Annotated in this window: 26 protein-coding genes and 5 pseudogenes; 11 read left to right on the plus strand and 20 right to left on the minus strand. The window is 69.4% G+C overall.

Annotated features, from left to right (window positions below):
- Positions 1–58: 58 nt before the first annotated feature.
- The 6 genes and pseudogenes from BJ961_RS36175 to BJ961_RS18970 form a co-directional block, all read right to left on the minus strand.
- A complete protein-coding gene (locus BJ961_RS36175) occupies positions 59–223 on the minus strand; it encodes a mycothiol transferase (protein ID WP_271413970.1) in 165 nt (54 codons plus the stop codon).
- 117 nt (positions 224–340) lie between these two features.
- A pseudogene (locus BJ961_RS18950) lies at positions 341–614 on the minus strand (Tn3 family transposase); the annotation flags it as partial.
- 183 nt (positions 615–797) lie between these two features.
- Positions 798–1058: a hypothetical protein gene (locus BJ961_RS18955; protein WP_271413971.1), complete on the minus strand. Its 261-nt coding sequence runs from the start codon at positions 1056–1058 to the stop codon at positions 798–800.
- A 57-nt stretch (positions 1059–1115) separates the two neighbouring features.
- Positions 1116–1945 (minus strand): IS5 family transposase gene (locus BJ961_RS18960; protein WP_271417094.1). Its coding sequence is split into 2 segments (ribosomal slippage): positions 1116–1601 and positions 1604–1945, totalling 828 coding nucleotides; the frame shifts between segments, so codons are not numbered across the junction.
- Between the two features lie 138 nt (positions 1946–2083).
- A pseudogene (locus tag BJ961_RS18965) lies at positions 2084–2212 on the minus strand (NAD-dependent epimerase/dehydratase family protein); the annotation flags it as partial.
- A 36-nt stretch (positions 2213–2248) separates the two neighbouring features.
- Positions 2249–2992 (minus strand): SDR family oxidoreductase, encoded by a 744-nt coding sequence (locus BJ961_RS18970; RefSeq protein ID WP_271413972.1) that lies wholly within the window; start codon positions 2990–2992, stop codon positions 2249–2251.
- 155 nt (positions 2993–3147) lie between these two features.
- Between BJ961_RS18970 and BJ961_RS18975 the strand changes: the two genes are divergently transcribed.
- The 4 genes from BJ961_RS18975 to BJ961_RS18990 all read left to right on the plus strand — a co-directional run bounded on the left by BJ961_RS18975 (position 3148) and on the right by BJ961_RS18990 (position 6653).
- Entirely contained in the window at positions 3148–4074 is a 927-nt protein-coding gene (locus BJ961_RS18975) for a LysR family transcriptional regulator (protein WP_271413973.1), read from the plus strand.
- Positions 4075–4555: 481 nt separating this feature from the next.
- Positions 4556–4900 carry a hypothetical protein gene (locus BJ961_RS18980; RefSeq protein WP_271413974.1) on the plus strand — a complete coding sequence of 115 codons (345 nt, stop codon included), beginning with the start codon at positions 4556–4558 and terminating at the stop codon, positions 4898–4900.
- A 572-nt stretch (positions 4901–5472) separates the two neighbouring features.
- Positions 5473–6165: a hypothetical protein gene (locus tag BJ961_RS18985; RefSeq protein ID WP_333782087.1), complete on the plus strand. Its 693-nt coding sequence runs from the start codon at positions 5473–5475 to the stop codon at positions 6163–6165.
- A 338-nt stretch (positions 6166–6503) separates the two neighbouring features.
- On the plus strand, positions 6504–6653 hold the full coding sequence (locus BJ961_RS18990) for a hypothetical protein (protein WP_271413975.1): 150 nt from the start codon (positions 6504–6506) through the stop codon (positions 6651–6653).
- A gap of 133 nt (positions 6654–6786) precedes the next feature.
- Here BJ961_RS18990 and BJ961_RS18995 read toward each other — a convergent pair whose 3' ends face one another.
- The 3 genes and pseudogenes from BJ961_RS18995 to BJ961_RS19005 all read right to left on the minus strand — a co-directional run bounded on the left by BJ961_RS18995 (position 6787) and on the right by BJ961_RS19005 (position 9030).
- On the minus strand, positions 6787–7206 hold the full coding sequence (locus tag BJ961_RS18995; RefSeq protein ID WP_271413976.1) for a DUF4260 family protein: 420 nt from the start codon (positions 7204–7206) through the stop codon (positions 6787–6789).
- A 97-nt stretch (positions 7207–7303) separates the two neighbouring features.
- Positions 7304–8226: pseudogene (gene lgt, locus BJ961_RS19000) on the minus strand (prolipoprotein diacylglyceryl transferase).
- Between the two features lie 231 nt (positions 8227–8457).
- Complete coding sequence (locus BJ961_RS19005) at positions 8458–9030, minus strand: TetR/AcrR family transcriptional regulator (RefSeq protein WP_271413977.1); 573 nt, start codon at positions 9028–9030, stop codon at positions 8458–8460.
- Positions 9031–9373: 343 nt separating this feature from the next.
- Here BJ961_RS19005 and BJ961_RS19010 point away from each other — a divergent pair.
- Positions 9374–10055 (plus strand): annotated as a pseudogene (locus BJ961_RS19010) (DUF4158 domain-containing protein); the annotation flags it as partial.
- A 143-nt stretch (positions 10056–10198) separates the two neighbouring features.
- Here BJ961_RS19010 and BJ961_RS19015 read toward each other — a convergent pair.
- Complete coding sequence (locus tag BJ961_RS19015; RefSeq protein ID WP_271413979.1) at positions 10199–10861, minus strand: TetR/AcrR family transcriptional regulator; 663 nt, start codon at positions 10859–10861, stop codon at positions 10199–10201.
- A 108-nt stretch (positions 10862–10969) separates the two neighbouring features.
- Between BJ961_RS19015 and BJ961_RS19020 the strand changes: the two genes are divergently transcribed.
- Positions 10970–11551 carry a class I SAM-dependent methyltransferase gene (locus BJ961_RS19020; RefSeq protein ID WP_271413980.1) on the plus strand — a complete coding sequence of 194 codons (582 nt, stop codon included), beginning with the start codon at positions 10970–10972 and terminating at the stop codon, positions 11549–11551.
- Between the two features lie 862 nt (positions 11552–12413).
- On the opposite strand, the gene BJ961_RS19025 is transcribed toward BJ961_RS19020, so the two are convergent.
- From BJ961_RS19025 to rsgA, 5 genes and pseudogenes are all read right to left on the minus strand, one after another.
- Positions 12414–13004, minus strand: coding sequence for a TetR/AcrR family transcriptional regulator (locus BJ961_RS19025; RefSeq protein WP_271413981.1), 591 nt, complete (start codon positions 13002–13004; stop codon positions 12414–12416).
- A 5-nt stretch (positions 13005–13009) separates the two neighbouring features.
- Positions 13010–13144 (minus strand): hypothetical protein, encoded by a 135-nt coding sequence (locus BJ961_RS19030; protein WP_271417286.1) that lies wholly within the window; start codon positions 13142–13144, stop codon positions 13010–13012.
- A 26-nt stretch (positions 13145–13170) separates the two neighbouring features.
- Positions 13171–13323: pseudogene (locus tag BJ961_RS19035) on the minus strand (ATP-binding cassette domain-containing protein); the annotation flags it as partial.
- A 260-nt stretch (positions 13324–13583) separates the two neighbouring features.
- Positions 13584–14330 (minus strand): SAM-dependent methyltransferase, encoded by a 747-nt coding sequence (locus BJ961_RS19040; protein ID WP_271413982.1) that lies wholly within the window; start codon positions 14328–14330, stop codon positions 13584–13586.
- A gap of 17 nt (positions 14331–14347) precedes the next feature.
- Entirely contained in the window at positions 14348–15403 is a 1056-nt protein-coding gene (gene rsgA, locus BJ961_RS19045; RefSeq protein WP_271413983.1) for a ribosome small subunit-dependent GTPase A, read from the minus strand.
- An 849-nt stretch (positions 15404–16252) separates the two neighbouring features.
- Here rsgA and BJ961_RS19050 point away from each other — a divergent pair.
- On the plus strand, positions 16253–16633 hold the full coding sequence (locus tag BJ961_RS19050) for an RNHCP domain-containing protein (protein ID WP_271413984.1): 381 nt from the start codon (positions 16253–16255) through the stop codon (positions 16631–16633).
- 54 nt (positions 16634–16687) lie between these two features.
- The gene (locus tag BJ961_RS19055) at positions 16688–17077 is read left to right on the plus strand and encodes an RNHCP domain-containing protein (RefSeq protein WP_271413985.1); all 390 of its coding nucleotides are present in this window, start codon (positions 16688–16690) and stop codon (positions 17075–17077) included.
- 145 nt (positions 17078–17222) lie between these two features.
- Here the strand turns inward: BJ961_RS19055 and BJ961_RS19060 are convergent, their stop codons facing one another.
- Genes BJ961_RS19060 through BJ961_RS19070 form a run of 3 tightly spaced genes read right to left on the minus strand, consistent with a single transcriptional unit; the run spans position 17223 to position 21490 of the window.
- Positions 17223–19937, minus strand: a complete 2715-nt coding sequence (locus BJ961_RS19060) for a DUF7824 domain-containing protein (protein ID WP_271413986.1) — start codon at positions 19935–19937, stop codon at positions 17223–17225.
- Positions 19934–21313 carry an SWIM zinc finger family protein gene (locus BJ961_RS19065; protein ID WP_271413987.1) on the minus strand — a complete coding sequence of 460 codons (1380 nt, stop codon included), beginning with the start codon at positions 21311–21313 and terminating at the stop codon, positions 19934–19936. The genes BJ961_RS19060 and BJ961_RS19065 overlap by 4 nt, the downstream gene beginning before the upstream one ends.
- A 9-nt stretch (positions 21314–21322) precedes the next feature.
- On the minus strand, positions 21323–21490 hold the full coding sequence (locus tag BJ961_RS19070; protein WP_271413988.1) for a hypothetical protein: 168 nt from the start codon (positions 21488–21490) through the stop codon (positions 21323–21325).
- Positions 21491–21658: 168 nt separating this feature from the next.
- Between BJ961_RS19070 and BJ961_RS19075 the strand changes: the two genes are divergently transcribed.
- Entirely contained in the window at positions 21659–22324 is a 666-nt protein-coding gene (locus BJ961_RS19075) for a hypothetical protein (RefSeq protein WP_271413989.1), read from the plus strand.
- Between the two features lie 554 nt (positions 22325–22878).
- On the opposite strand, the gene BJ961_RS19080 is transcribed toward BJ961_RS19075, so the two are convergent.
- A complete protein-coding gene (locus BJ961_RS19080; RefSeq protein WP_271413990.1) occupies positions 22879–23217 on the minus strand; it encodes a winged helix-turn-helix transcriptional regulator in 339 nt (112 codons plus the stop codon).
- Between the two features lie 127 nt (positions 23218–23344).
- Between BJ961_RS19080 and BJ961_RS19085 the strand changes: the two genes are divergently transcribed.
- Complete coding sequence (locus BJ961_RS19085; protein ID WP_271413991.1) at positions 23345–24109, plus strand: SDR family oxidoreductase; 765 nt, start codon at positions 23345–23347, stop codon at positions 24107–24109.
- Between the two features lie 84 nt (positions 24110–24193).
- Here the strand turns inward: BJ961_RS19085 and BJ961_RS19090 are convergent, their stop codons facing one another.
- Positions 24194–24583, minus strand: a complete 390-nt coding sequence (locus BJ961_RS19090) for a winged helix-turn-helix transcriptional regulator (RefSeq protein WP_271413992.1) — start codon at positions 24581–24583, stop codon at positions 24194–24196.
- A 153-nt stretch (positions 24584–24736) separates the two neighbouring features.
- Here BJ961_RS19090 and BJ961_RS19095 point away from each other — a divergent pair, with 153 nt between their 5' ends.
- Positions 24737–26131, plus strand: a complete 1395-nt coding sequence (locus tag BJ961_RS19095; protein WP_381161393.1) for an MFS transporter — start codon at positions 24737–24739, stop codon at positions 26129–26131.
- The last annotated feature ends 293 nt before the right edge of the window (positions 26132–26424 follow it).

A 26424-nucleotide genomic window follows, 5' to 3' on the forward strand; every position in this document is an offset into this window, starting at 1 on the left:
CCGCACCGCAGCGGGCGACAGTGGAAGCCTGGTACCGGTCGGTGCTACGGGCCGGTGCTCAGCGAGGCCCAAGTCCCGTTCGGCCATCGAGGAGTTCACGGGTGGTGTCCAGGTGGCCGGCGTGCCGTGCGGTCTCTTCAACGACATGCAGGATGATCCCGCGCAGGTCACCGAGTTCGTCGCCCAGGGGTTCGGCGTGACGACCCCGTGGGCGTGCCGGCAACGGGGTGGTCCGAACGGCGGCACTGGTCGCCGTGGAAGGCGAAGACCACCTCCGGCGCTCGTGGTGTGGTCAGCGGGACATGGTCGTCGGGCCACGGCAACGGCTCGGCCGCTACAGATGGCGGCCCAGGAAGTTGATGTGCCGGTCCTTGAGCGGGGAGAGGCGTGCGACGTCCTCGTCCTTGCTTCGTGGCCCTCGGTGCGGAGCCGGGCCACGGCGGCGTCCGGGTAGCAGGTGTTCCACAGCACCACCGCGTTGAGGACCAGCCCCAGGGCGGCAAGCTGGTCTCCCGGCCCTCGCGGTACGCCTGGCGGATCTGGCCCCGGCCCCCGTGGCAGGTCGGCATGACCGCCCCTCGGCTCCCGCGGTGCTCGCACTCGCCCGGAGACAGGTCGCGGGATCAGCGGCAGAGCCGCAACGTCGTCGTTCATGATCAGGGCAGCGGTGTGGGTGAAGGCGGGAAGTGACACCGAGGCCAGCGGGAAGTGACGCCGAGGTCTTCGACAAGCATGGCCATCCGGCGCCGCGCGGACGTCAGCGGCCTGCCGACGCCGGATCCTGACCCGTCGAGTCGTCAGGTGGGTGGCTTGACGGGCTTGTCGGTGTGGTTCTCGGGCGGCTTGTTCGGGCTGTAGCTGGGGCTGTTCGAGATGGCTTGGTGGCTTGCGTCGATCAGTCGGTCCAGAAGCGACTCGGCGATCACGGGGTCGGGGAAGAGGAGATACCAGTCGCTGGGCCCCCGGTTGCTGGTGACGATCAGAGACGGGGGATGACCGAGATACGCGTTCGGATGACGAAAGTCCGATAGGCCGACCCGGACGCGGAACGACTCCAAGACCGACGCACGCGCCTCGCCACGCGCCCCCGGCGGCCTAGGTTCTGTCGTCAAATGTCACGCCCACATCAGGAGTGATGCGAGGGTGACGGCTGCCTCGTAGGACTCGGCGGTCTTGTCGTAGCGGGTGGCTATGCCGCGCCACTGCTTCAGGCGGTTGAAGCAGCGTTCGACGACGTTGCGGTGCTTGTAGGTCTCGCGGTCGAAGGCCGGCGGGCGGCCTCCGCGGCGGCCTCGCCGGGTCCGGTTGCGGGCCTGGTCGGCCCGCTCGGGAATCGTGTGGGCGATGCTCCGCCGGCGGAGCCAGGCGCGGATCGCTTTCGAGCTGTAGCCCTTGTCGCCCAGGACGTGATCGGGCCGGACGCGGGGCCGTCCCGGTCCGATCCGGGGCACCCGGATCGTATCCATCACGGCGGTGAACCGGGTGCAGTCGTTGGTGTTGCCGCCCGTGACAACGAAGCCGAGCGGACGGCCCCGCCCGTCGCAGGCCAGATGGATCTTGCTGGTCAGACCGCCTCTGGACCGGCCGAGGGCCGGGTCGCGGAGCCCCCTTTTCTGGCCCCGGCCGCGTGCTGATGGGCGCGGACGACCGTGGAGTCGACCGACACCAGCCACTCGATGTCGCCTGCCGCGTCCGCCTTCGCCTGCGCGGCCCGCAGCATCCGGTCGAACGTGCCGTCCGCCGCCCACCTGCGAAAACGGGTGTGGAGCGTGGCCCACGGCCCGTAACGCTCGGGCACGTCCCGCCAGGCCGTCCCGGTCCGGAACTTCCACACGATTCCGTTCAGGACCCGGCGGTCATCCAGCCGCTTGCGTCCCCGCAACGACTCGGGCAGCAGCGGCCGGACGAACTCCCACTCGGCATCCGACAGTTCATGGCGACGTATCACGCCACCATGATCCACCACCCAAGATCATTTGAAGACACCGCCTAGCAGGGAAGCCGCCCGTAGCGCCGATACGGGCACTTCGAGGGGCACGATGGTTGTCGCGTTCCTCGAAGCGCCCGGCGTGTGTCCGTTCGCGGCGCCGGCCTCCCGCAGCGCTCTGGCGGAGGCATCCGAGCGGGCCAGGCCGATGACCTCATGCCACGCTGCGCGGAGTTTCGGGACGCGGCCGGAGCCGATGTTGCCGCTCGCACCGGTGACGAACACACGCGTGGATCGTTTCCTCTCTTCCCGGCGCCGGCGTCAGAGTTGGGAGCCGCCGCCGTCCACGGCCAATTCGGCGCCGGTGGTGTAGGTGGCGTCGAAGGCGAGGAACACCACCGTCCTGGCGACTTCGACGGGGGTGCCCATGCGCAGCATGGGGTTGTCGGCCGCCATCTGTGTCTTGGTCTGTTCGGCCGCCTCCCGGGGCATCGACTTCTCCAGGATCCCGGAGTCGATCGGGCCGGGGCTGACCGCGTTGACGCGGATCTTGCGCGGGAGCAGCTCACGGGCCAGGCTGCGGGTCATCGAGCGCAGCGCCGCCTTGCCGGCCGCGTACGCGCTGAGCATCGGAAGTCCCAGCACGTTCGCCACGGAGGTGGTGAGCACGACGCCGCTGCCTTCCGCCATCAGCGGAGCGAGCTTCTGCACCGTGAAGTAGGGGCCCTTGGCGTTGATGGTCAGCAGTTGGTCGAAGAGTTCTTCGCTGGTCGCCTCGAACGGTGCGAAGCCGTTGACGCCCGCGTTGGCGAACAGCGCGTCGACCGTGCCGAACTCGGACTTCACCCGGTCGGCCAGCGCGTCGATGTCGGGCAGCGACGCGGCGTCGCTGCGGACCGCGATCGCCCTGTCGCCGAGCCGGTCCCGTGCGGAGTCCAGGGCGGTCTGGTTACGCCCGGTGATCAGCACCCGTGCGCCTTCGTCCACGAGCATCTGCGCGGTGGCCAGTCCGAAACCACTGCTGCCTCCGGTGATCACCACATGCTTACCTTCGTGCTTGCCCATTTCGGACACACTCCATCTGTGAGAACGGCTATGGGTATTCGTCCGAGCGGTTGACCCCAGCTGGACAACATCGAGTCAACAGCCGTCCGAACCAGGCGTCCAAGACCTGTTGTGCACCTCGTCATGCAGAAACTGCATAACGGTAGGCTGCTGATATGTCCGACCAAGCCTCGCCCTCCACGGCACCCCTCCCTGGCCCTGACCTGGATCTGAGACTGGTGCGGTACTTTGCGGTCGTCGCCGAGCACCTGAACTTCGCCCGTGCCGCCGCGGCGCTGCACGTCGCCCAGCCCTCCCTGAGCCGTCAGATCCAGCGGCTGGAGGACACCCTCGGCGTGCGCCTGCTGGAGCGCACCCATCAGGGCAGTCGCCTCACCGCGGCCGGCGCGGCCTTCCTCCCGCAGGCACAGACGCTCCTGCACACGGCTCACCAGGCGGTGCTCACCGTGCGCGCTGCCGCGCCGCCGCGCACGGTGACCATCGGATATGTCGAGGACCTCGTCATCACCCCCGCGGTACGGGACCTGCGCCGCCGTCGCCCCGATGCCCACGTCCGCACCCGTCACCTGGACTGGGACGAGGCCCGCGCCCTGCCCGAGGGCCGGGTCGACGCGCTCGTCGTCCGCACGCCGCTCCCGATCCCGAGCGACGGTCTGGACGTGACCGTCCTCTACGACGAACCACGGGCACTCCTCGTGCCCGCGTTCCACCGCCTCGCCGGCGAGGAGTCGGTCACCCCGGAGGACTTCACCGACGAACCCCTCGTGGCCTGTGCTGGTATGGCCGCGCTGTGGACCGGGTTCTGGCGGCTCGACCCCCGTCCGGACGGCAGCCCTGCGCCAGTCGGTCCCATGCTCGTCGACACCTTCGAGGACAAGCTCGAAGTCGTCGCCGACGGCCGGGCCATCGCACTCGTGCCGGCCGACGACCGACGCTGCTCCCTGCGCGACGACCTCGTCACCATCCCCGTCGAGGGAGTCGAACCCTGCCAAGTGGCGCTCGCCACTCGCTTCGCGGACGCCAACCCGCTCGTCGCCCACTTCCGTGAATCCGCGAAGAACCTCCTCGTCCGCGAAGCCTGACGTGCCGGGTCCAGAAGGACATGGCGAGAGCCTCTGTGGCGTCCGAAGACGGACCGGCGGTGTACTGCCATCAACACCCGTCACCCAGTCGGCCATAAGCGGTCAGCCGACCGTGGACGGCGCTTCGGTTCGGCCGCGGGTGGCGGCGTGGCGGCAGGCCGGCGCCTGACCGCCCACTCATGGCAAAAGCGGCACCCGGGGCCATATGGGAGAGAGAAGACCGCCTCCCCCTCACCGCCCAGGAGCTCGTCCAGCCCGAACGCGCGGACTCCTGGCTCGCCGCCGCCGCACACGCCGGCAGCACCCGCTGCCGCAACACCCTCACCGGACCGACGCCACCGCGGCCCACGACTCCCAGCGCGCCCGCATCCAGACGTACAACAGCTTCGTCGACCACCTCGGCCTGCCCGCACTGCAGCGCTCCTACCCACCGTCCGGACCGCCGCAGTCGCCCGCCCTCGTCGCAACCACCGGCCGCACCGTGCCGCAACTCCACAAGCTCGACGTCACCGACGTCGACCTGGACCGCAGGTCCGTCCCCGTCGTGACCGTTGCCGACTTCGACCACCCACTCGACAAGCACACCGTGGACATCCTGCGGCGCCGGCTCGACGTCCGCGCAGGCATCACCACGGCACTGGAAGGCAGCGACCCCGGCTACCTGTGGAACCCGACGCAGCCCGGCCGTGACCACGCCGGCGTCCCCCCGCCCAAGCCCGGCCCGACCCGGGCCGCCGTGCGCACCCTGCACTCCGCACGCCGCAACCTCGTCCTCCGGGTCGTCCGCTCCCCCCTGCGCCCATACGCCCTCCTCCCCCGCCCATGAGGGAGCTGTTCACCGACTCCCGTCAGTCGCAGACCAGCAGGCCGACCGCAAGCCGAACCGGAGCAATGGTCAATTCGTGTGGATCACCGTGGGGAGCCTGAGCGGCCCGCAGCCATTGATCGAAGACTGCGGATGACAACGGATCGCCGGTAGCGCTCTCCCGGGCGGCGCCCGTGTCGGAGCTCTTCCTGGGGCGGCCACGAGGCCCGTTGTCAGAGGCGATTGGCAAGATTGCGGTCATGAAGGTCACTCCTGTCACTCCGCCACGGCCGATCGACGTCGCCGCGGTCTTTCCTCAACTGGTCCCGCTGGCCCGCACGGCGACCCGCCTGCACCCCCGCCCTGGGGCGCCGACGTGGCATGACAGCTCGATCGGCGGGCCTCTGCTGTGGCCCGCTGAGGAGCCGTGGCCGCATTGCGAGGAACCGCATGTGGTGGACGGCATCAACCCAGCCCAGTCCCCGGCGGATCTGCGGCTGGAACGACGGATCTTCGCCGCCTCGCACGGCCGGGACATGACTCCGGAGGAACGGGAGACTCTCGAGCGGATCCGGCCCCCTCGGACGTACCCGGTGAGACTGGCAGTCCAGTCGTACGACGGCCCCATAGCGATGCTGCCCGTCGCGCAGCTGTACGTACGGGATGTGCCCGACCTGAGCCCGCCGGAGGGCAAGGACCTGCTGCAGGTTCTGTGGTGCCCCTTCGATCACCCGATCATGCCCAGGACCCTGCTCTTCTGGCGTTCGGCAGCCGCCGTCACCGACATCCTCGACACGCCCCCCGAGCCGCCCGCAGTGCAGTTCAACGGCTATCTACCGGAACCGTGCGTGCTCGAACCGGAGCAGATCACCGAGTACCCCGACCATCTGGAGCTGAGCGAAGAACTGCGGGAGCAGCTCAAGCAATGGAGTGTGCCGCAGGCAGCAGAGGAAGACATGGACCCGGACACGTACTACGACTGTGTGCTGTCCAACGCACCCGGCTGGAAGGTCGGCGGCTGGCCCGCTTGGAACTCCACCGACCCCAGCCCGCGGCCCTGCTCCGAGTGCGGCACCGGCATGGAGGTCCTGATGACCGTCGCCACGTTCGAGGAAGGGGACGACGCCGGGAACAGCTGGTCTCCGCACCCCCACCCAGGTGCTGGACCGTACCCCGGCCACCGTGGCTACAACGCGACCGGGGTCCAGATCGGCAGCGGCTACCGGCAGCACCTGTTCGTCTGCCCGGCAGAGCCCGAGCATCCGCACATCGAGTTGATGACGTAGCCCGTCCGCAGCGTGCAGCCGGGGCGTCACGGTGCGGGCATACGCTTGTCCGGCCTCGGGGAACATCGGTACAGCCCGTTGGCGCTGACATTGATCATGGGCTAGTCCGTGCACAGCGCGTAGTTGGTGTCCGGTAGCTGCTGCGCGCGTTCACTTCTGCCGGGAAGCATCTGCGGTAAGCAAGGCGGCCTGTCCTCGGTGGGTTCCGGGCGGCTGCTCACCGCCATGCCGAGTGTCCGGGAGTAGCAGTTGACAGCCATTGATCGCTGTTTAGGCCGCAACTGGCTCTCCGGGGAGCGGGGGCCTGTTTCCAGCGAACAAGAGACAAAGGTGTCGATATGACTTCGGCATCCAAGCCCGCTCAGCCGTTCATCGCCCAGCAGCAGGCCGAGCTGCGGGAGGGCCTGCCGTTCTCCGACCCGGCAGGACTTCGAGGATGCGGCGCGCGGGCTGATCGCGCCCCGGGAGCCGAACGCCGTCACCGCTGAGAACGGGCGCGTGGTGGCCTGTTCGAGGTCGTGGAGGGCATCACATGATCACCCGTGGGCGGCCCGCGGTGGATGGAGGTGATGATCTCGCCGGTGGCGCACGTCCGTGTCCGCGAAGCTGCTCGGTCGGCGCTTAACGCTGCCAGCCGTCTGCAGTGCGCAGTCCGTAGCCGAGCGTCCGATCCGAGGCGATGTGCAGCAGCCAGCCGAGCGCGAAGGTGAACAGCCCGACGTTGGCACCTGGTCCCTCGCCCGGCAGGAAGGGGACGACGATGAGCCCCAGAAGTGGGACGATCGGCCGGTGGACGAGGTTGTAGGCGGGCACCTTGCCGCGTGGGAGCTGCCCGGGTTCGCGCGGCCCCGACGGCCCGACGAACAGCGTCAGGTCGGGAGCTATGAAGCCCAATATGCCCAGCGGAATCGTCCCGCCGCCGTGGTTGACCATCTCGAGCACGGTCCAGGCCAGCAGAAACACAGAGAGCAGGGCCCAGGCACCGCGGACCAGGCCCGATGCCGAACTCCGGTTAGCCTTGTTGCGCGTTGGGGATGTCATGCGTTCACTCCTTGCGAGGCGACGGGGGCGAGATCCACTTGGGGCGCGGCGCCAAATGGTTGGGAGTAGCTCTCCCGGAGTGAGTTCGTTCAGGCCGTCAGTCGGTATTCGCCCTGGCCGGGGTGCCGGTGGACGCGTCGACGTCTGATGTCGGCATGGTGTTACGAGGCCTGTCGTCCTTCTCCGTTCCGCCCTGGCTCTGGGGCCGCGACACGTCCTCGATGCCGGGGAGGCGGCGGGCCGATACGACGAGGTAGGCGATCGCGCCGAGGAAGACCACGACGGAGGTCCAGTCGTTCAGGCGCAGGCCGAAAAACGTGTGGGCCTCGTCGATGCGCAGGTACTCCGTCCAGAATCGGCCAGCCGTGTAGGCAGCGGCATACAGGGCGAAGGCCCGGCCGTGGCCGAGTGTGAACCGCCGGGCCGCCCAGAGGACCAGCGCGGCGACGCCGATGTCCCAGAGCGACTCGTAGAGGAAGGTGGGGTGATACGTGGCGATGTCGAGCATGCCGAACGGGCGGTGTGCGCGGTCGATCTCCAGGCCCCAAGGGAGTGTGGTGGGGCGGCCGTAGAGTTCCTGGTTGAACCAGTTGCCCCAGCGGCCGATCGCCTGGGCCACGGCGATGCCCGGGGCGATGGCGTCCGCGAAGGCGGGAAGGGGGATGCGGCGGCGACGGCAGCCGATCCACGCGCCGACCCCGCCGAGGGCGATGGCGCCCCAGATGCCGAGCCCGCCCTCCCACACGTACAGAGCCCGGATTGGCTCGCCATGGTTGCCGAAGTACGCGTCGGGCTGGTGAGCACGTGGTACAGCCGTCCGCCGACGAGGCCGAACGGCACGGCCCAGATGGTGATGTCGGCGATGACGCCCCGGTCCCCGCCCCGTGCGACCCAGCGCCGGTTGCCGAGCCAGACGGCCACGAACACGCCGAGGATGATGCAGAAGGCGTACGCCCTCAACGGCACCGGGCCCAGGTGCAGTACCCCGGTTGGTGGGCTGGGAAGGTAGGCGAGATCCATGGTCACTCCGTAGCAGGCTTGGTGAAGGGGATTGGTCAGGCGTGCACCGGACGGCTTCCTGCCGGAGCTCCTTGTCCAGGAGCTGTGATCGCTGGGCATCCCGAGCGGCAGTTGTCCGCGCATCGCCCGGTCGAGCGAGCATTCAGGGCCAGCGCCTGAGCGTGGTGCCGAGTGCGGCGATCCATAGCAGGAGCAGGGGGAGGCCAGGAGCGGAACGCCTGGCGATGGCCGTCACAGGGCATCGCCGCCATTCTTGTTCTGGAGTAGGTCGGCGAACGCCTCGCAGCCGGTGCGCCACGCGGCATCCAGGTCCGCGCCGGGCGGGAATCGGCCGTCGAGTTCGAGTGTCACCATGCCGTGGGCGAACGCCCAGAACGACCGCGCGATATCGATGTCGCCATGCACCGCGCGGGCCAGGGGCATCGCCGCGCGGTCTTCGAGCCCTTCGGGGAGCGCGGGGCGGGCGAGCGGCCGTGCGTGGGTAAGGCGGTAGAGATGCGGACCGGCGAGCGCATGCTGCCAATAGGCGCTCGCGAGCACCAGCAGGGGCGGATCGTCGCCGATCTCGGCCTCAGCGGCCTCCATGTCCTGCGCCAGGCGAACCATCCCCTGTGCTTGAAGCCCGGCCTCGACAGCGGCCTTGTCGGGAAAGTGCTTGTACAAGGAAGGCGCCCGGATGCCGACGCGCTCGGCAATGCGTCGCATCGACAACCCCTCCGGCCCTTCAGTGTCGAGCAACTCCCGGGCAGCGGCCATGATCTGCCGCGCACGGTCGGCCATGACGGGCTGCCCGGCTTCGCCCATGGGAGTGCTCATTGCAGCCCTTTCACTTCGGGAATGATCAACACGGCTAACGCCGTTAGTTACGAGGCGTCAAGTTACGGCTACTGGCGTTAGCCGTCAAGGTCGGCAGGGATGAACTCGGGCCCAGCCGCAGTGAATCGCGGTAGAGCGGCACCAAGACGGCGCATCCGTCCGCTCCCTGGAGCGGTACTCCCGCCCCGGCGTCGACTCGCTTGCCCGGCCTTGGGGCACAGCGGTACAGCGGTACAGCGGTGATCACGGGCTTCCAGCACAGTCGATCAGCCTGGTGCCGACGTTCGCGGAAGGTCGTTGAGCGGCTGCTGGCGTCGTTTGCGTCAGGTCCATGCCAGTGGAGTTCTTGACCGACGAGCAGGCGACTTCGTACGGGCAGTTCAACGAGGAGCCGACCCAGCCAGAGCTGGAGCGGTTCTTCTTCCTCGACGACGAGGACCGCAAGCTGGTCGCGAAGCGACGCGGTGACCACAACCGGTTCGGGTTCGCCCTCCAAATGTGCACCGTGCGCTACATCGGCTGGTTTCTCCCGGACGACCCGCTGGACGTTCCGTGGGCGGTGGTGGAGTACCTCGGGGAACAGCTCGGCATCAAGGGCGTCAGCTGCGTGAAGCAGTACACCGAGCGCAAGCCGACGGCGTACGAGCACGCGTGGGAGATCCGGGACGCGTACTGCACAGGCGGGCGTAGACGCACACCGAGGGGCCGGTGGCGTTGTTCAACCAGGCGGTGGGCTGGCAGCGTCGGCACCGGGTGCTGCTGCCGGGAGTATCGGTCCCGGCCCGGAAGATGTCGGAGGTCCGGGCGGTCGCGGAGAAGCGGCTGCACGCCACGGTCGCCAGGCCCGCGCACCGGGCGGACGCGGCGCTGCCTGGGGATCTGGTGGCCACGCCGGCGGTGCCGGAAGGTGCCCGGTTCACGGAGCTGGAGCGGCTGCGCCGCCGCCAACGCGGGCGACGAGCACGGCGTTCGCGCGGTCGCTGGCGCGGGTCGCGTCCGCCGGCGCGCTGCGCCCGCTGCACGACCCTGACGCCGCCGGACTTGACGATGATGACGACGACGGTGCAGCGGAGTGAGCGTCCCGGTCCGCTTCCGCAACCGCAGCCGGTCGCGAACTCTGCTTCGCTTCGGCGGCTGTCGCCGCAGGGGCGATGGCCTACTCGTGGTCTGTGCAGAGGTGGGTAGTCAGGGCCCCACATGCCCACTCCTCCCAGGCGTCGGGGGACCAGCCCCGCTCTCGGACAAAGATCAGGTACAGCTCCGGACTGAGCAGCCCGTACAGCAAGTCGGCGGCGCGGGCGGTGTCGACGTCGGGGCGGGCGTCGGGCTTGGAGGTCAGCGCCTTCGCTGCGGCGTGCTGGACGGTGTAGCGGGGGTCGGGGCCGGCGGGCCACTGCGCGGCGATCTCCGGATCCGTGGCCGCCGCGGCCGCGATCAGCGGCACGATCGGGGCGACCCGGCCGAGGATGTCGCGTACGCCCCGCACGTGGGCACGCAGTTGCCCGGCCGCGGAGGGCTCGGCGCACGCAGCGTGGAACCAGTCACGGTCCATTGTGGCGACCGGTTCGGCGTCGCCCGCGATGGATGTGTCGACGACGTCCTTGAACAGCGCGCGCTTGTTTCGGAACACGAAGTACACGGTCTGGACGGCCACGCCTGCGCGATCCGCGACCTCCTGAAGGCTTGTTGCACCGTACCCCTGCGCGACGAACAGGTCCCGCGCTGCCGCGACGATGTTCTCGCGGGTGCGCCGCGAGCGCTCGGCCCGCTTGTCGGGGCGCTTGGTGTTCTGTCCGTCGGATCCCTTGACCGCATCCATGTCGAGAGTCTATCTCTAGAGTCAGTCACTAGAGTTGGACTCTAGATTCTTGGAGAGGTAGCGATGAGTAAGACTCGGACGGCTGCGGAGCTCGATCAAGAGGCGTCTGTGCGCGGTGTGTTGGAGGACTTCTACCGAGACGGCAAGCCGCCGTGGGACAGCGGCATCACGCCACCCGAGCTCGTGGCCCTGATAGAGGCGCCCGACGCGCTGATGCCGGGCCAGGCCCTCGAACTCGGCTGCGGCACCGGAACCAACGCGGTGTACCTCGCCCGGCACGGCTGGCAGGTGACGGCCGTCGACCTGGTCGACCGCGCGGTCCGGCAGGCGAGGGAGAAGGCCGACGCGGCCGGAGCGGACGTCACGGTGCTGTGCGGAGACGCCACCCGACTCGACGAGGTGGGCGTGCCCGGCCCGTACGACCTGTTCTTCGACCTGAGCTGCTACTGCGGGATTCCACCGCACCGCCGCGACGTCTACGCCGCCGGCCTCACCGAGCGGGCCGCCCCCGGTGCACGACTGCTGATGTTCGGGTACGGGCCCGGGGCGTTTGACGACTCATGGTCCGGCGCCACCGCCGACGAACTCAGCGCCAGGTTCTCCGGGTGGCAGCTGACCGACGTGACGCCCGGCACGAACCCCGTCCCGACGTTCTGGTTCACGCTGCACCGTGCCCCCGCCGCAGCATGAACTCAGCCACACCGGGCATCTTCGGACCACGGACATCGCGCGCGGTCGTTCTCGCAACGGTTCATCTGTGAGAGCAAAAGCCCTCTCGAAACACGCATGTTCTTCGCCGTGCTCGCCGTGGCCGGCGGATCAAGCGCAACTACATCCGGGAGAAGACCCTCGAAGGCCAGGTCATCGCCGCGTCCAAGGGCAACCACGGCGGACGCCCGAAGGTCATCGACGACGACATGCTCACCTTCACCGTCGCACTCAAGGACAAGGGTGTCCCCGTCCCCCACATCGCGAAGAAGCTGACCATCAAGGTGGGCAAGAACGCGGGCAAGTCCCCGTCGGTCGCCTCGCTGTACCGGGCGCTCGCGGAAGCCGAGGAAGCCGCGGCCCACGACGGTCTGTCGCTGCGGCCCAAGCCCGTACGCATCCGGCGGCCCGAGGACCCGCTCGCCCCCGAGGAGATCAACCTTCGCGAACGGCTCCAGGCCCAGCCCCCACCCCAACGCCGAGCTACGGCCCAAGGTCAGGGGGACGACGCGAGCGCGGGCGTCGTCCCCCTGGCCCGGCTCCGACGTCAGCGCTGGGCCAGGACTGGTTCACGGAAGTCTCACCTCGGTGAGCAGCTCGAGTTGGATCCGCCGGCTCGGAGCTCGACGGACAGCGGCATCAGCTCAGCCGCGTTGCGCGCGAGGCGCTTGAGCTCGTGCACGCTGATAATGACAGCCGTCTTGGGGGCGGCTTCGATTGAACTGGTGGACGGACCAGGGCGAGCGCCTTCTCCCGGTTCGGGCCCGACCTGGGTCCCGTACTTCCCCTGGGCGACCTCAGCTCTTCAAGCACGCGGCCTGGCCGGATGCTTGAGGGCTGAGGTTCAGGTCAGGGGGTCTGGGCCAGCCCCTCGCAGGAAGAGGTCGACGACATCCTGGGCCAGGCGGTCGGCGGACGCCTGAGTGCAGTCGTCCTGCAAGGGGTGAACAGTGGCGGCGAGCTCCATGAAGGCAGTGGCGAGGAACCCCGGGTCGGCTTGCCGTAGTTCGCCCGTGGCCACCGCCTGGGCCATGAGGTCGGTGACGGGCTGGATGAGGCCGCGCACGTAGGCGTGGGAGACCTCGGCGCGCTGATCCTCCTCGAGGTGGCGGATGGCGTAGTAGATCTGGTTGCTGAGCGCTGAGTTGTAGGTGCCCGTGGCGTAGGAGGCGGCGAGGACGAGGAGCTTGTCGCGCAAGGTGCCGGGGGTGGCGAGTGCGCTCTGGAGGAGTGCGGAGGCTTCCTTGGTGTAGTGGTCGGCCACCTCCATGAACAGGGCGGGTTTTCCGCCGGGGAAGTGGTGGTAGAGGCTGGCCTTCTTCACGTCGACGGCTTTGGCGATGTCGTCGAGGGAGACGCCGAGGTAGCCGTAGTCGGAGAGTCGGCGGGCGAATTCGTCGCGGGCACGGGTGCGGGTGTCGCTCTGGCGGGGCATGGTGGTCAGACTCCTGTACGGGTACGACGGGTCAGGGTGAGGTGGGCCGCGGCGGCGCCCGCCACCAGGCGGACGAGAGCGACGAGGGCGCCCGGCAGCAGCTTCTGCTCGCTCCAGGACGCGGTGAGCAGGCTGCGCATGGCGTTCCAGGGTCACGGGAGACGTCGACTCCGGCGACCTGGGCGGTGCCCCGGGAGGGGCGGAGCATGGTGGTGAGCATCCGGACAGTGGTGCTCTTGCCTGAGCCGTTGGGGCCGAGCAGGCCATCGAGCAGGCCATAGACCTCTCCGGGGTTCACCTCCAGGTCGAGCCGGTGCACCGCGGTGTGCTCGGCGAAGTCCCGGCCGAGCCCGTTGGCACGGATGGTTGGGGTGGCGACGTTGCCTGTACTGAAAACCTACCTATTGATAGGTAGGTTTGCAAGCGCCCCGAGCTTCCCCGTCCGGAAGAAGGTCAGGGCCTGCACGGAGGCGGAGGGTGTCGGCTCTCCCTTGCCGTCGGCTTGATCGTCGTGGTGATCAAGTGTTCCGAGTGGGGTCCGGACGGTTTGACGTCCTGACCCCACTCGGGACGGGAGCGTCAGCGCTTTATGAGAGCGAAGACGCCCCAGCTGAGGTACTCACGCCCGTAACGGGCGTAGTGGGCGGGCTCGGTGGTGAGTTCCGCCCGTACTTCGGGGGCGAGTTCGTCATCGGGGTTCTCGTCGAGCCAGCGGCGCATGCTGAGCCACTGGGCCGCGGCGTAGCGGTCCCAGCTGTTCTGGTCGGCCGGCATCATTTCCACGACGTCGTACCCGAGATCCTGGAACTGCTCGATCAGTTCCGGGAGGAGCAGGAAGTCGGCGATGGAGGTGGCGTGGCATGCCTTGGCGGTCTCCTCGTCCGGAGGGGTCTGCCGCCAGAAGGGTTCGCCGATCAGCATCACTCCTCCCGGGCGGAGGCTGCGCTGGAGCAGCTCGGTCGTTCCGGCGACGCCGTTGCCGATCCAGGTGGCGCCCACGCAGGCGGCCAGATCGACCGGCTGGTCGGCGACGTGGCCGGCGGCGTCGCCGTGGAGGAACTCGACCCGGTCGGCGACGCCGAGTTCGGCGGCGCGGGCCCGGGCCTGCTCGGTGAAGAGCGTGCTGATGTCGACCCCGGCGCCCGTGAAGCCCAGGTCGCGGGCCCAGGTGCACAGCATCTCGCCCGAGCCGCTGGCCAGGTCGAGCACCCGGGTCCCGGCGGGGAGACGGAGGGATTCGCCCAGGGCGGCGAACTTGTCCGCGGTCAGCGGGTTGTGGATACGGTGGCCGCTCTCGCGGATGGTGAAGATACGGGGAAGGTCCATGACCGTGTTCCTTTCCGTCATGCCTTGAAGTGGGGGGACCGCTTGAGGGCGCGCACCTGGCGCGAGATCTGCTTCATCGGCCGTTCCAGCTCGGCGCGCAGCCGCGCGTCAGTGCGGGAGGCCGCGAAGGTGTTCTCGCGCTGCAGCCGGTGGTAGCTGTCGAGGCGCCGCTGGGTGAGACGGCCGTCTTCGACGGCGGCCAGCACGGCGCAGCCCGGCTCAGTGGTGTGGGCGCAATCTGTGAAGCGGCAGTCGCGGGCCAGCTCGGTGATCTCCGCGAAGGTGTGCTCCAGGCCGTCGTCGGCGTCGTGCAGGCCGACGCCCCGCAAGCCCGGGGTGTCCAGGAGGACTCCACCGTTCGGCAGCGGCACCAGTTCGCGCCAGGCGGTGGTGTGCCGGCCCTTGCCGTCGCTGCCGCGTACCGCGCCGGTGGCCAGGAGGTCCTCGCCGAGCAGGCGGTTGCCGAGGGTGGACTTGCCCGCGCCCGAGGGTCCGAGCAGCACGACCGTGCCCGACAGGACGGCGGTCAGAACGTCCAGGCCCTCGCCGGTGGTGGCGCTGGTGACCAGCACCTCCACGCCCGGGGCCGCCTCGGCCACCTCGGACGCGGCCGAGGCGGGGTCGGTGGACCGGTCGGCTTTGGTGAGCACCACCACGGGTGTGGCGCCGCTCTCCCAAGCCAGGGCGAGCATCCGCTCGATCCGCCCGAGCTTGAGCGGGTCGGCGAGGGAGACGGCCACCGCCACGGTGTCGACGTTCGAGGCCAGTACCTGGGCGTGGGAGGTGCGCGAGGAACTGGAGCGAACCACGGCACTCCGGCGCTCCAGCACCTCCACCACGGTGGCGGAGGTCGCCGGGCCGGCCGGCCGGACGGCCACCCAGTCGCCGGTGCACGGCGTCAGCCGGCCACTGGTGTCTGAGGGTGGGAGGACCATCGCGCGGACGGGGCCGGTCTCGGCGACGACGTCGCACAGACCGCGCTCGGCCCGCACGACACGGCCCGGGACCAGGCCCTCGTCCCTCGACGGACCGAAGGACCGCTCACGCTCCGTGTCCCAGCCGTAGTCGACCAAGGTCGGGACGCGCGAAGGACGGGAAAGAGCAGATGGGTGTGAAGCGTGTGGGTGAAACAATTGAAGAGACCCTTGAGAGGGGGTCTCGCCGGACGTCAGACGTGCCGGAACCACTCCCACGCAGGGGAGGCTGGCAGAGGAAAGGTCAGGCCGAGACCCGAGAGATGCGAACGAGTCGGGCACCGCACACAGCGGTGGTCACCACGACCGTCATCGCGCATCTCCTCCGATCTCCAAGAGTGGCCTGGTCGCCACTTCGGCAGAAACCCTAGCATCTCCTGTGAACCTCTGCGTCGGCCCGGGCAGCGCGGGACCTGTCTCATAAACAGCGCTCCGGCCATCTCGGACTTTGCGCATGTCGACCCGGGGCAGGCTTCCCCTCCGGAAGGCCGAACCACCCGCACCGGTCGCATGCGCACGAGCGACGCCCCTCGACGACTGCGACGATCTCGCGCAGGGACGAGAACCGGGGCAGACGTCGCCGGCTCGGGTTCCACACGACATCTTCTCTGTTCACCGCGGCGGCGGGTCCGAAAATCCGTTGACGCCCGCTCATGGGCCGTTGCTACTGTCGGGCGTTCCGTCGGAACTACTCGGGCCTGCTGTGCCCCGGAAGGGAGTGAGTTTTGTGCCCCGGCCCTTGCCGCGCGCGCCTCGCTGCACGGCTCCAGCCGTCCCGTCCTCCTGACCCGTCCCACGCGGACGGCTACCGGACGCGGCTTTCCGGTGCTCTGACCTGCCCACGCACCCCGTAGTCCCCCGCGCGCTGCGGCATACGGGGCGTCTTTGGCGAGGCCGCTCGGCCTGCTCTTGCTGTCATGACCGACTTCTCAGCAAGGAGCCCTCCGGGTGTCCAGTACCAACAAAACCTTCTCCAACACCCCGAACACCGTTCTGGCCGGCACTTTCGCCTGTGTGTGGTGCGGCCTGACGGTATCCGCCGCCGCCGGCGACGGCACACGACGAAATCACTGCCCGTCGTGCCTGCACTCCCAGCACGTTCTCGACCACGTCGAGGGCGGTCTCAGCGCATGCCAGGGCCGGATGTCGCCGATCTCCGTCGCCGTGCTGCGTACCGGTGACTGGATGGTCATCCATCGTTGCGTGCACTGCGACGAGCTGACCTCCAGCCCCATTTGCGCCGACGACAACCAGCTCATCCTGATACGCATGGCCGTGCGCCCGCTGGCACAACCACCGTTCCCGCTCGAAGCATTCGGCGACCTGTAAGGAGAAGACCCCGTGCCGAGACGAGCGAACAACTCCAGCAGACGTACGCAGAGGATGCGACGGCCACAGCGGCACAAGGACGTCCTGCACCGCCAGGGAGGGCACCGGCGACACGATTTCAGGTGCGTGGGCTGCCGACTGGATGTGTCCTTGGACGCGCCCGGCACCACCCACCGCAATCACTGCCCCAACTGCCTGGTCAGCCTGCACGTCGACCGCCGGATCCCGGGTGACCGGGCCGCGGCTTGTCGTGGACGGATGGAAGCACTGAGTATGTCCGTGCGACCCGACGGTGAGTGGATGATCATTCACCAGTGCCAGTCCTGTGGTGAGCTCAGCGCCAACCGGATCGCCGGTGACGACAACGCACTGACCCTGGTGCGCCTCGCGCTGAAGCCACTGCGGGACAGCAGCATCGCCCACCGAATGCTGCTCCGGCTGTGACCTGACCCTCGCCTCGGGGCGTCGTGCCGCAAGAACCGGGCAAGCACCGCCCATTTCACCGGGCTGCAGGCCCGCGCAGACGCGGCCGGGCTCATCACGTGGGAGGTGAACGTCGACTCCACGATCTGCCGGGGTCGCCGCCGTCTCAGCTCCGCAGCACGTCACGCAGGAGTCTGGCGTTCTTCATGGTCTGGCTCGAGCCTTTGCGCATGGCCATCTCGTCGACCTCGGGGATGGAGCCCTTCGCTCCGGAGCGGGCGGCGCACTCGACGGCCAGTGCCAGGATCGCTCCCGCTCCGTTGACCGCTTTGTCGCGAAGCAGGGCGGGCAGGGCGGCCTCGAGTATCGACCAGACGGTCGCCCAGGCGCCGGTCTCGGCCGCCGCGCGCAGTACCGCGGTGGCCCGGGCGGGAGTTCGCAGCAGGGCCTGCCACTGTCCGGCGAACAGCCGGGCGTCCAGCTGCCCCTGCGCGGCGAGGACCAGCAGGGCGTCCACTACCGCGTCCTCCTCCTTCGCGTTCCCGTCGAGCCGCCGCGCGATCTGCCAGTGCGTCGCGTAGCCCGCGGTGCCGTGCATTTCCATCAGTCGCGGGAGCAGGCGGGGACTCGGGATCGTGGCTGGCGTGGCCACCTGGGGACTCCTTGTGTTCGCAAGGCGTGCGGCCATCTCGTCGCGGTGATGCGGCAGCTGCGCGAACCAGAACGCACCCCCTGCGGAGGTGTACGGTCCGGAGGGGCCGAGGAGGGCCGCGGCGACCGGCGGGAGAGGCAGGTCGTGGTCGGTGCAGGGATCCGCGGGAGCCCACCGCCCCGGCTCTGCGCCGATCGGGTTGTCGGCCGGCCATTTCTCGGGCGTCGTGTCCCGGTGAGGTGCGCCTCCCTGGTCCAGCCACCGTGCCAGCCGGCGGCCCGCGTTCGAGCGGAGTGCGTCCGCCGCGTCCCGCACCCGCTCGTCGTCGGTGGGGGTGACCCGCAGGAGGGCCTGGGCCAGGTCGATGGGTGCGGGGGTGATGCCCAGGCTTTCGAACTCGGTGATCCGCTCCACCAGGGTGGCGGCGTCCACCGCCCCGTTGGCGTGGGTCGGCAGGGCCAGCAGGTAGGGCTGTGCGTCGGACTCGATCAGTTCGATGGCCTCGGTGAGCCGCGCCTTGAGCATGTCGGTCGGTGGGATGGCCATCGCGGCCCAGAAGGCACGGAGGTCCGGGTCCTCGTGGCGGAGGCGGACGTGCCATGTCCTCGGCTCGTCGCCGCGCACCGCGGCCGCGACGTCGTACACGTCGAGCTGCGTGTCGAGGGGCGTCCAGCTCCAGCGGCTGCCCGGCAGGTCCCGTTTCCGGCGCATGACTGGTTCGAGCGCTTTGGACAGGGTGCCGCGGTCGAGGCGTGCGTGGCGGACGAGGCCGTCCAGAGCACGCTCGAAGGCCACCACGTTCTCGCGGTCGGCGAGCAGCACCGCGACCTCGGGGGCGACCTCGGCGGCCGTGTCGATGGGGCGGACCGGTGCCGGCTCGGGCATCTCCGGCAGGATGTCGCGCAGCAACTCGTCGGACGGCCCGGCAGACGGTCCGGTGGCGTCCTGCCCCGGCGGGCCGAGCAGTTCGGTGGCGCGCGTGGTGAGACCCGGATTGAGGGATGCGGCGGCCTCGCGAAGGTCGGACAGCACCTGCTCGTCGGTCACGGCGGGCAGGTGGCGGGCGACCAGGTTGAGAGCGCGTTCCTGGAGGCCCACGTCGGAGTGCTGGAAGGTGAGCGCCGCGTCGGTCAGGATCCTGCCGGTGCGGGTGGCGTCCCGCTTGGCCACCCGGTTCAGCCAGGCGAGCTGGGCGCCCACCAGTTTCTTCTCCGGGCGGAGCAGGACGCGTTCGCAGATCTCGGTGAGGACGTCGGCCTCCAGCAGCCCCGCCCCGTCGAGATCGAGGAGGACCTCCTGACCGTAGGCGGCGATCAGGGACGACCGGTCGAGCATCGCGACGTGGTCACGGAGCAGGGGCGCGTTCTCGGCCGGGGTGAGGGCGAGGGCTTGCAGGTCGGTGAGGGGACGCGGACTCCCCCGGAGCACGTCCGAGATCAGGGATCCGGCGAGTTCCGCGCGGGTGCGTGCCACGAGGTCCTGTTCGCTGGGGCTGAGGGGCTCCCCGGCCAGCAGCTTCTCCGCCACCTGGACCGCGGGGGTGCGGCGGGTGAGATCCAGGAAGGTGCGCCGGATCAGCATGTCCCGGTCGATGACGCCCTTGGCAGCGAAGGCGACGAGATCCTTGCGGTAGGCCGAGACTCCGACCTTCGGGCTTGCCACGGCGAGCGGGAGGAGTGTCGGGGTGAAGGGGTCGTTGCGCAGCCGTGCGAGGAGGTTGCCGTCACGCGGGCCGCCGAGCACGTGGTCGGGGCGCCCGGGCCGCCAACGGCGCTCGGCCCGGTTCATCAGCCACTGCCTGATGAACTCGTCGGAGGTCGGCAGGGGGCAGCCGGTGTCCAGGATGATGTGCTCGGCCAACTCGAACAGCAGGCCATTGTGGAGGCTTCCCCACCACGACTGCGCGGCGATGCAGGCGACCAGCTCCGCGCGCCACTCGGTGGAGTAGAGGTTCGTGATGTCCACCATCCAGCCACACGTCAAGGTCAAGTAGTCGGCGTTGACCAACCAGTCCACTGCGTCCCGGGGTCTGGGTCTGCTCCCCATGCGGGCGGCGGCCAGGGCCTGCCACTGCGGGCTGGGGATGACCCACTTGTTGCCAAGCCCCGGCTCGAAGTGGGCTTCGAGTGGGGCGGCCTGGGCGGCTCGCTGCTCCGCGGTGAGTTCACGGAGTGCCCCGAGCACTCCCTGGACGTCACCGGCTTCCACGAGTTCGATCAGGTTCATCATGCCGATTCCTTCGTCATGTCGTCGCGGACCATGCGGGTCGCGAGCACGTGCTTGCACGGTCCGCGTCCGCCCTGGTACTTCGCCCACCACAGGCAGGTACAGCTCGACCGGCCCGCGTCGTCGACGCGGACCATGTGGGTGTGGTCGTCCTTCCCGACCCAGGCGAGTGCGCCGTCGAGCCTGACGGCGTCCTCCGCGACCAGGGTCCGCGCACCGCGGAGCCGAGGGTTGCGGGCCTCCGCGTCACCGGCTGAAAAGGGCAGGTGACGGTGGAAGTACGTCTGTTCGGCGAGGTCGTAGCCGATCTGCCCCGAGGTCCCGAGCACCGTGAGTGCCGCGCGGACCCGTTCGGGCGCAAGGCCGGCCTGGGGGGCCAGCATGGTTACGTCCAACGTCGGCTCCCAGGCGAGGAGTTCCGCCACCTGCTCGGCGTCGCGCGCCGCGGATCCGGTGGCGAGGTCGTCGAGGACGCCGCCGTCCCCGGAGAACCCGCGCGAGGCGCTCGGCGAGAGCAGCAGCGTCAGCCTCATGCCGGGCAGCCCGACCTCCCAGGCGACGGCCGTGCCCTCGCCCTTGGCAGTCTCAGGGGCGTAGAGCCGTACAACGGTCGCGTGCCGCAGCACGGGTATCAGGCCGGTCAGCCGCTCGGCGCCGGGCAGGCAAAGGGCTCCGGGAGCCGGTCTGCTGACGGGCCGCAGGGTGCGCCCGGTGGGTACGACCCAGCGCGCGGTGCGGGCACGGGAGCCGAGGGCGAGGCGTGGCAGAGAACGCAGGACGGCTGCCGCCTGCGCGGGCGGCACCTCGGCGCGCAGCGCGAAGCCGGCCCCGAGTACCTGGGCCTCGGCGAAGCCGCGCAGCCAGCGCTGTGGGAGGGGGACCTTCTTCTCCACGAAATGGCCGTCCAAGGTGATGGCCTCCACCTCTTCCGGGCCCACTCGCAGGTGAAGCGGGTCGAGGCCGCCGAGTTTGGCGAGAGCCTGACGCAGCGGGACGTTGATGTCGACGTTCGTGGTGCCGTGGCCGACATCGTCGCCGTCGAGGCCGGGAGCGAGGACGTCCAGACGCGCGTAGACCCCGCAGCAGCCGGAGAAGGACTCCATCCGCAGGCGGTCGCCGTTGGCGGTGACCACCGGGTCGAGCGAGGCGGCGGAGCTGGGCCGGTAGTAGCGGGTGGCCGCGACGTCCGCGACCGCGAGGAGTGCCGTGGCCGCGGCGGTCGGGGCGGTCAGGAACCCGTCGAAGAAGCGGGGGTTGGCCTGCTCACCGCCAGGTGTGGCACCGCCCGAGGTTTCCAGGGCGAGGCTGCGGCCGGATGCCGATTCCCGCACCGCGGAGGCGTCCGCATAGGCGTAGGACTGGGTCAGTGCTGTACTCACGCCCGCAGGCTACGGCCAGGCACTGACATCGCCGACATCGCTGACCTCGCGCTTCCATGATGCGGGCTGTTTGATCCGCATGGTGTTCGTGACGTCTTTGGTGGCGATGCTGCGCCGTGTCGCGTAGAAATCCGCTGCGGTGGCGTCGTCGAAGGGGCCGACGTCCCAAGTGCCCATAGTCTCTCCCGATCATGGTGGTGACCGAGGAGCCCTGGTAGAGGCCACTGACAACGGCCGCGCGGGTCGGACCGGCACGAAGTACGCGTGACTGGTCGCGGTGGATGCCACCTGGTCGCAATGGCTGACATCCGAATCGCGACCGAACCGCCGTTAGACTCCGGCACCATGACGGCCGCCACTTCCATATCGCCCATCCCGGTCGCGCCGGTCGGCCTGACCGCCAGGGCCAGAAGGTTCGTCGAGGTGGATAGCGTTCGAGTTCCTCGGCGGGGCCTCGGGCAGCATCGACGGAAGTGGATCGAGCACGGGGCCCCGGCCGTGGAGATCGACCGGGCTGCGGTCTTCCAGGACCGTTGGGGCGGTCTTGCGCTGCCGCCTGCCCCGTTCTACGAGGGCGGTCCGCGCATCCTGGGCGCCGGCTGCCCCGAGGGCTCGACCGACGAGGGCTGGTCGTTTCGGGCGGGAAGCTGTCGGGTGTCCATGGCCTACGGGTTCAGGATCGGCTCCGACGGCGCATTCGGCATCGATGCCTACCGCTGGACACCGCTGCATGCCAGCACAGACGGATGGGTGGAGTCCTTGGCGCTCGCCGCCCACGCCGGTCGCTGGGCCAAGACCGTGACGAGGATCAAGGGGAAGGCCGTCGAGTCGTTGGACCTCGTCGGCTTCGAGCCGGTGCCTGAGGTACAGGGCGTTACGGACACGTGGTGGCGGGGCAAGGACTCGCTCATCGCCCTCTACCGGGGCGAGGCGGTCGGCTTGGACGCTCCGCGCTGCCTTGAAGCCCACGTGTACGGCGGCCTCGACGAGTGGGGGCTCCACGGCGGCTGATCGCCGACACCGCCGACTCTCAGTACCAACTTGGCCGGGCGCTCGCGCCATCCGGCTGGAACGACGTGAAGGTCCGTTTCCGGCTGGTGATGGACGAGGACGGCCGGCCACCGGCGGGCGTCGAGAGCCCTTGGGCGGTGGACCTTGCTCACGGCAGGAGATCGACGGTGAGCGCATCCGCTGGGCTGGAGAGACGGTCCGAGCCTCGGAGGACTGCGCGATTCGGCTGATCGTGCTGAAGGACGGCGGCGCAGTCGCTGCGCCGCCGAGCGTCCTGACGATTTCCCAAGGCCTCGTGCCCGGTGACGGTCTCGCTCATCAGCGCCTTCCCGATCATCAGATCCGCCGTCTGTGGGACGCTCCCGCTCGACGCTGTTCACTTCTGGGGCCGACTCGAGCGCCAGGAAAACGCCCGGCTGATCGACCTGGTGGAAGCGATCAGGAAATCGCAGGTCAAAGCGTGCTGGCGCAGCTCGGCCGGTACAGGACTCCGAACGTCCGAGTCGCGTGAGACCGCGTACTTCTTTCCTCCTCGACAGCGTTCGACGGCTCGGTCACTTCTCGCGGCGTGCCGTGATCTCCGTCGCGTTGGCACGGATCCATTGCAGAAGCGGGTTCAGCGCCGCTGCCGCGCCGCGGCCCAGCCCGGTGACCGAATACGTCACGGACGGCGGCTGCCCCGTGCCGACCTGGCGGTGCACCAGGCCGTCCTGCTGGAGTGAGCGGAGCGTGGCCGCGAGGCTCTTGTCGCTGATTCCCGCGACCACCGTGCGTAGCTCGTGGTAGCGCAACGGTTCGGCCAGCAGTGCCGTGAGGATCAGAATCGTCCACCTGCCGGCGAGGTGCCCCAGCACCTCGCGCGCCGGGCAGTCCTTGTGGAACACGTCACCCATCACACCTCTCCCGGTCTCCTGGACTGCGCACTCACCGCCGGGAGAGCACCGCACCACATGGTGAGCGCCTTCCGCCGCCCCAGCACTCTCCCTAGGTTAGTGCCCTGTTCACGACCAAGGAGGAAGCGTGTCACCGACCACACTCATCACCGGTGCCGCCCGTGGCCTGGGGGCGGCCATCGCGCGGCACCTCGGAACGCGCGGGCACCACCTGATCGTCAACTACCGCACCGGTGCTGCCGACGCGGCGGAAGTCGTGCGTGACATCGAGGCCACTGGCGGCAGCGCGTCGAGCGCCAGGGCCGACGTCACCGACCCAACCGCTGTCGATGAGCTGGTGACCCGGATCCTCGCCACCCACGGGCGGATCGACACCGTCGTCGTCAATGCCAATACCGCTCCGCCGCCCTTCACCGCGCTGGCCGACCTGCCGTGGGCGGCCTTCGCGGCCAAGGTCACCGGCGAGCTTGCTGGAGCCTTCCACATCACCAAGCGCGTCCTCGCGCCGATGCGGGCGCAGGGCGCGGGCCGGATCATCTACATCGGCAGCACCGCGGCAGACTACGTCGGCGAAGGCCGGCTTGCGCATGGCACAGCGAAGTCCGCGTTGGCCACCTTCGCCCGCCACGTCGCTGCGGAGAGCGCGCGCGACGGCGTCAGCGTCCTCGTCGTCGCGCCCGGCGCAGTCCGGACGCCCGCCACCGCAAAAGTCCTGACCGGCGAGCGCGGCGCTGCACTCGCCCGCGAGTCGGTGCTGGGCCGGGTGCTTGAGCCCGAAGATGTCGCCGCCGCGGTGGCACTGGCCGCAGACCCCGCGCTCCGCCCCGCCACGGGCACGACTCTGCGGGTAGACGGCGGCTGGTCGGTCCTCGTCGGCGGTCCGGCAAGCTGAGCACTCAGGCCCGGATCGAACGGTCCAGGTTCGTCGGCAGAAGGGGAGACGTCGCGCTGCGCTCGGCTGGGTCCTCCAGAGGCGTCAGGGGGCCGGTGCCGTGGCGGTGTCGTAGGTGGCGCGGGCGGCGGTGATGTCGGCTCGGTGGCGTTCTGCCCAGCCGACGAGCCCGGCGAGGGTTGCGTGGAGTTCGCGGGCCATGGGCGTGAGGCTGTATTCCACCTTGGGCGGCACGGTGGGGTAGACGGTACGGATGAGCAGGCCGTCGCGTTCCAGCTTGCGCAGGTTCAAGGTGAGCATGCGTCGGCTGATGCCTGTGATGGCGCGTTCCAACTCGGTGAACCGAACTGGCCCGTGTGCGGCGGCGACGAGGATTCCGATGCTCCACTTGCCCGCGACATGGTCGAGGACCTCGGTGAGCGGGCACGCCTCGTTGCTGACCTGGTCGGACACATCGGTGTGACTGCGTGACATGAAAGTGCCTCCTTCCGCCGCACGTCATGGTTACAGAGGATGACTGCTGTAACAAGTCGTGCACCATTGGAAGGAATCCCCGTGCGAAGAATCAACGCATCAGCACAGACGTCACGTTGGTCGGCACTGGCCGTGCTCTGTGCCGGGCAGTTGATGGTCATCCTCGACGGGACCGTCGTGAACGTGGCGCTGCCGTCCATCCAGCGGGACCTCGGCTTCTCCCCGTCGGACCTGGCCTGGGTGGTCAACGCCTACCTGGTCCCCTTCGGTGGCCTGCTGCTGCTCTCGGGACGGCTCGGCGACCTCATCGGACGCAAGCGCGTCTTCATCGCCGGCCTGAGCATCTTCACCGCTGCCTCGCTGCTGTGCGGTGTGTCCCAGGACCCAGCGACGCTGCTCGCCTCCCGGTTCGTCCAGGGCATCGGCGGCGCGGTGACCTCCGCCGTCACTCTCGGCATGGTCGTGACCCTGTTCCCACAACCGAAGGAGCGGGCCAAGGCCATCGGCGTCTACAGCTTCGTCCAGTCCGCCGGCGGCTCGATGGGCCTCCTCGCGGGAGGCGCCCTGACGCAGACCATCAGCTGGCACTGGATCTTCTTCGTCAACGTACCGATCGGCATCATGGCCGCGCTGTCGGCCGGACGCGTGCTCGCCTCCGAGCACGCTGTCGGCCTCGGCAAGGGGACCGACGTCGTAGGCGCGCTCCTGGTCACATCCGCACTGATGCTCAGCGTCTACACGATCGTCGAGACGTCGGACTACGGCTGGACTTCCGCGCACACGCTGAGCTTTGGCGCCGCGGCACTCGCCCTGCTCCTGGGGTTCGTCGCCCGACAGGCGAAGGCGGCCCACCCGCTCCTGCCGCTGCGTATGTTCCGCTCGCGCAACGTCTCAGGAGCGATGGGTATCCAGGCCCTCATGGTGGCGGGGATGTTCAGCTTCCAATTCCTGTGCGTGCTCTACCTGCAGAAGGTCCTCGGCTTCGACGAGATACACACCGGCCTCGGCATCTTTCCGGTCTCGGTCGCGATCGGCGCGCTCTCCCTCGGCCTCTCGCCCAAGCTGATCGCGCGCTTCGGCCCCCGTGCCGTACTCCTTCCAGGACTCTCCCTCGTCACGGCAGGTCTCGCCGCGCTCGGCCGCGTACCGGCAGGCGGGAGCTATGCCGTGGACGTCCTGCCCGCGCTGCTGCCTCTGGGCATCGGCTTCGGCCTCGCGATGCCGTCGCTGGCCACGCTCGCGATGTCAGCGGCCACGCCCCAGGACTCGGGGATCGCCTCCGGCATGTTCAACACCATGCAGCAGATCGGCAGCGCCTTCGGCCTCGCGGTCCTCACCACGCTCGCCACCTCGCATACGGATGCCCTGCTGGGTGACGGGGTGAGCAACGCCTCGGCACTCACGGGTGGTTACCAGCTTGCCTTCCGCATCGGTTCGGGCCTCGTCGCCGTCGCCCTCCTCCTCGCCGCCACCCTGCTGCGATCCCCCGCCACAGCGCAACGTCCAGCGGCCGAGGAGAAGCCGGTCGCCGAGAACGCCACTCGCTGACCAGGCACCGCCGCCCCGGGCCGGGGAGCATTCCGGGCTCGCAGGAGGAGATGTGCCTGTCGTGCCACCGTTGATCACCGCCCCCATCCGTGAGGAGTTCCTCGCGTCACTGCCGCAGCGGGTCACCACCCATCCGTTGGGATGTCACCGTCGACGGAGCCCGGACGAGGTGGTCTCCGACAAGCTCGTCGCGGTACTGGTGTCCGGGATGGGTACGAGCGAGTGGCGGACGCGACGTGCCCGGCGACAGAGAGAGGCCGACGGTCTGAACCACGCCGCCGCGCCAGGGCGGC

It is taken from the genome of Streptomyces lienomycini, from assembly GCF_027947595.1.
In the GTDB taxonomy this organism is placed as follows: domain Bacteria; phylum Actinomycetota; class Actinomycetes; order Streptomycetales; family Streptomycetaceae; genus Streptomyces; species Streptomyces lienomycini.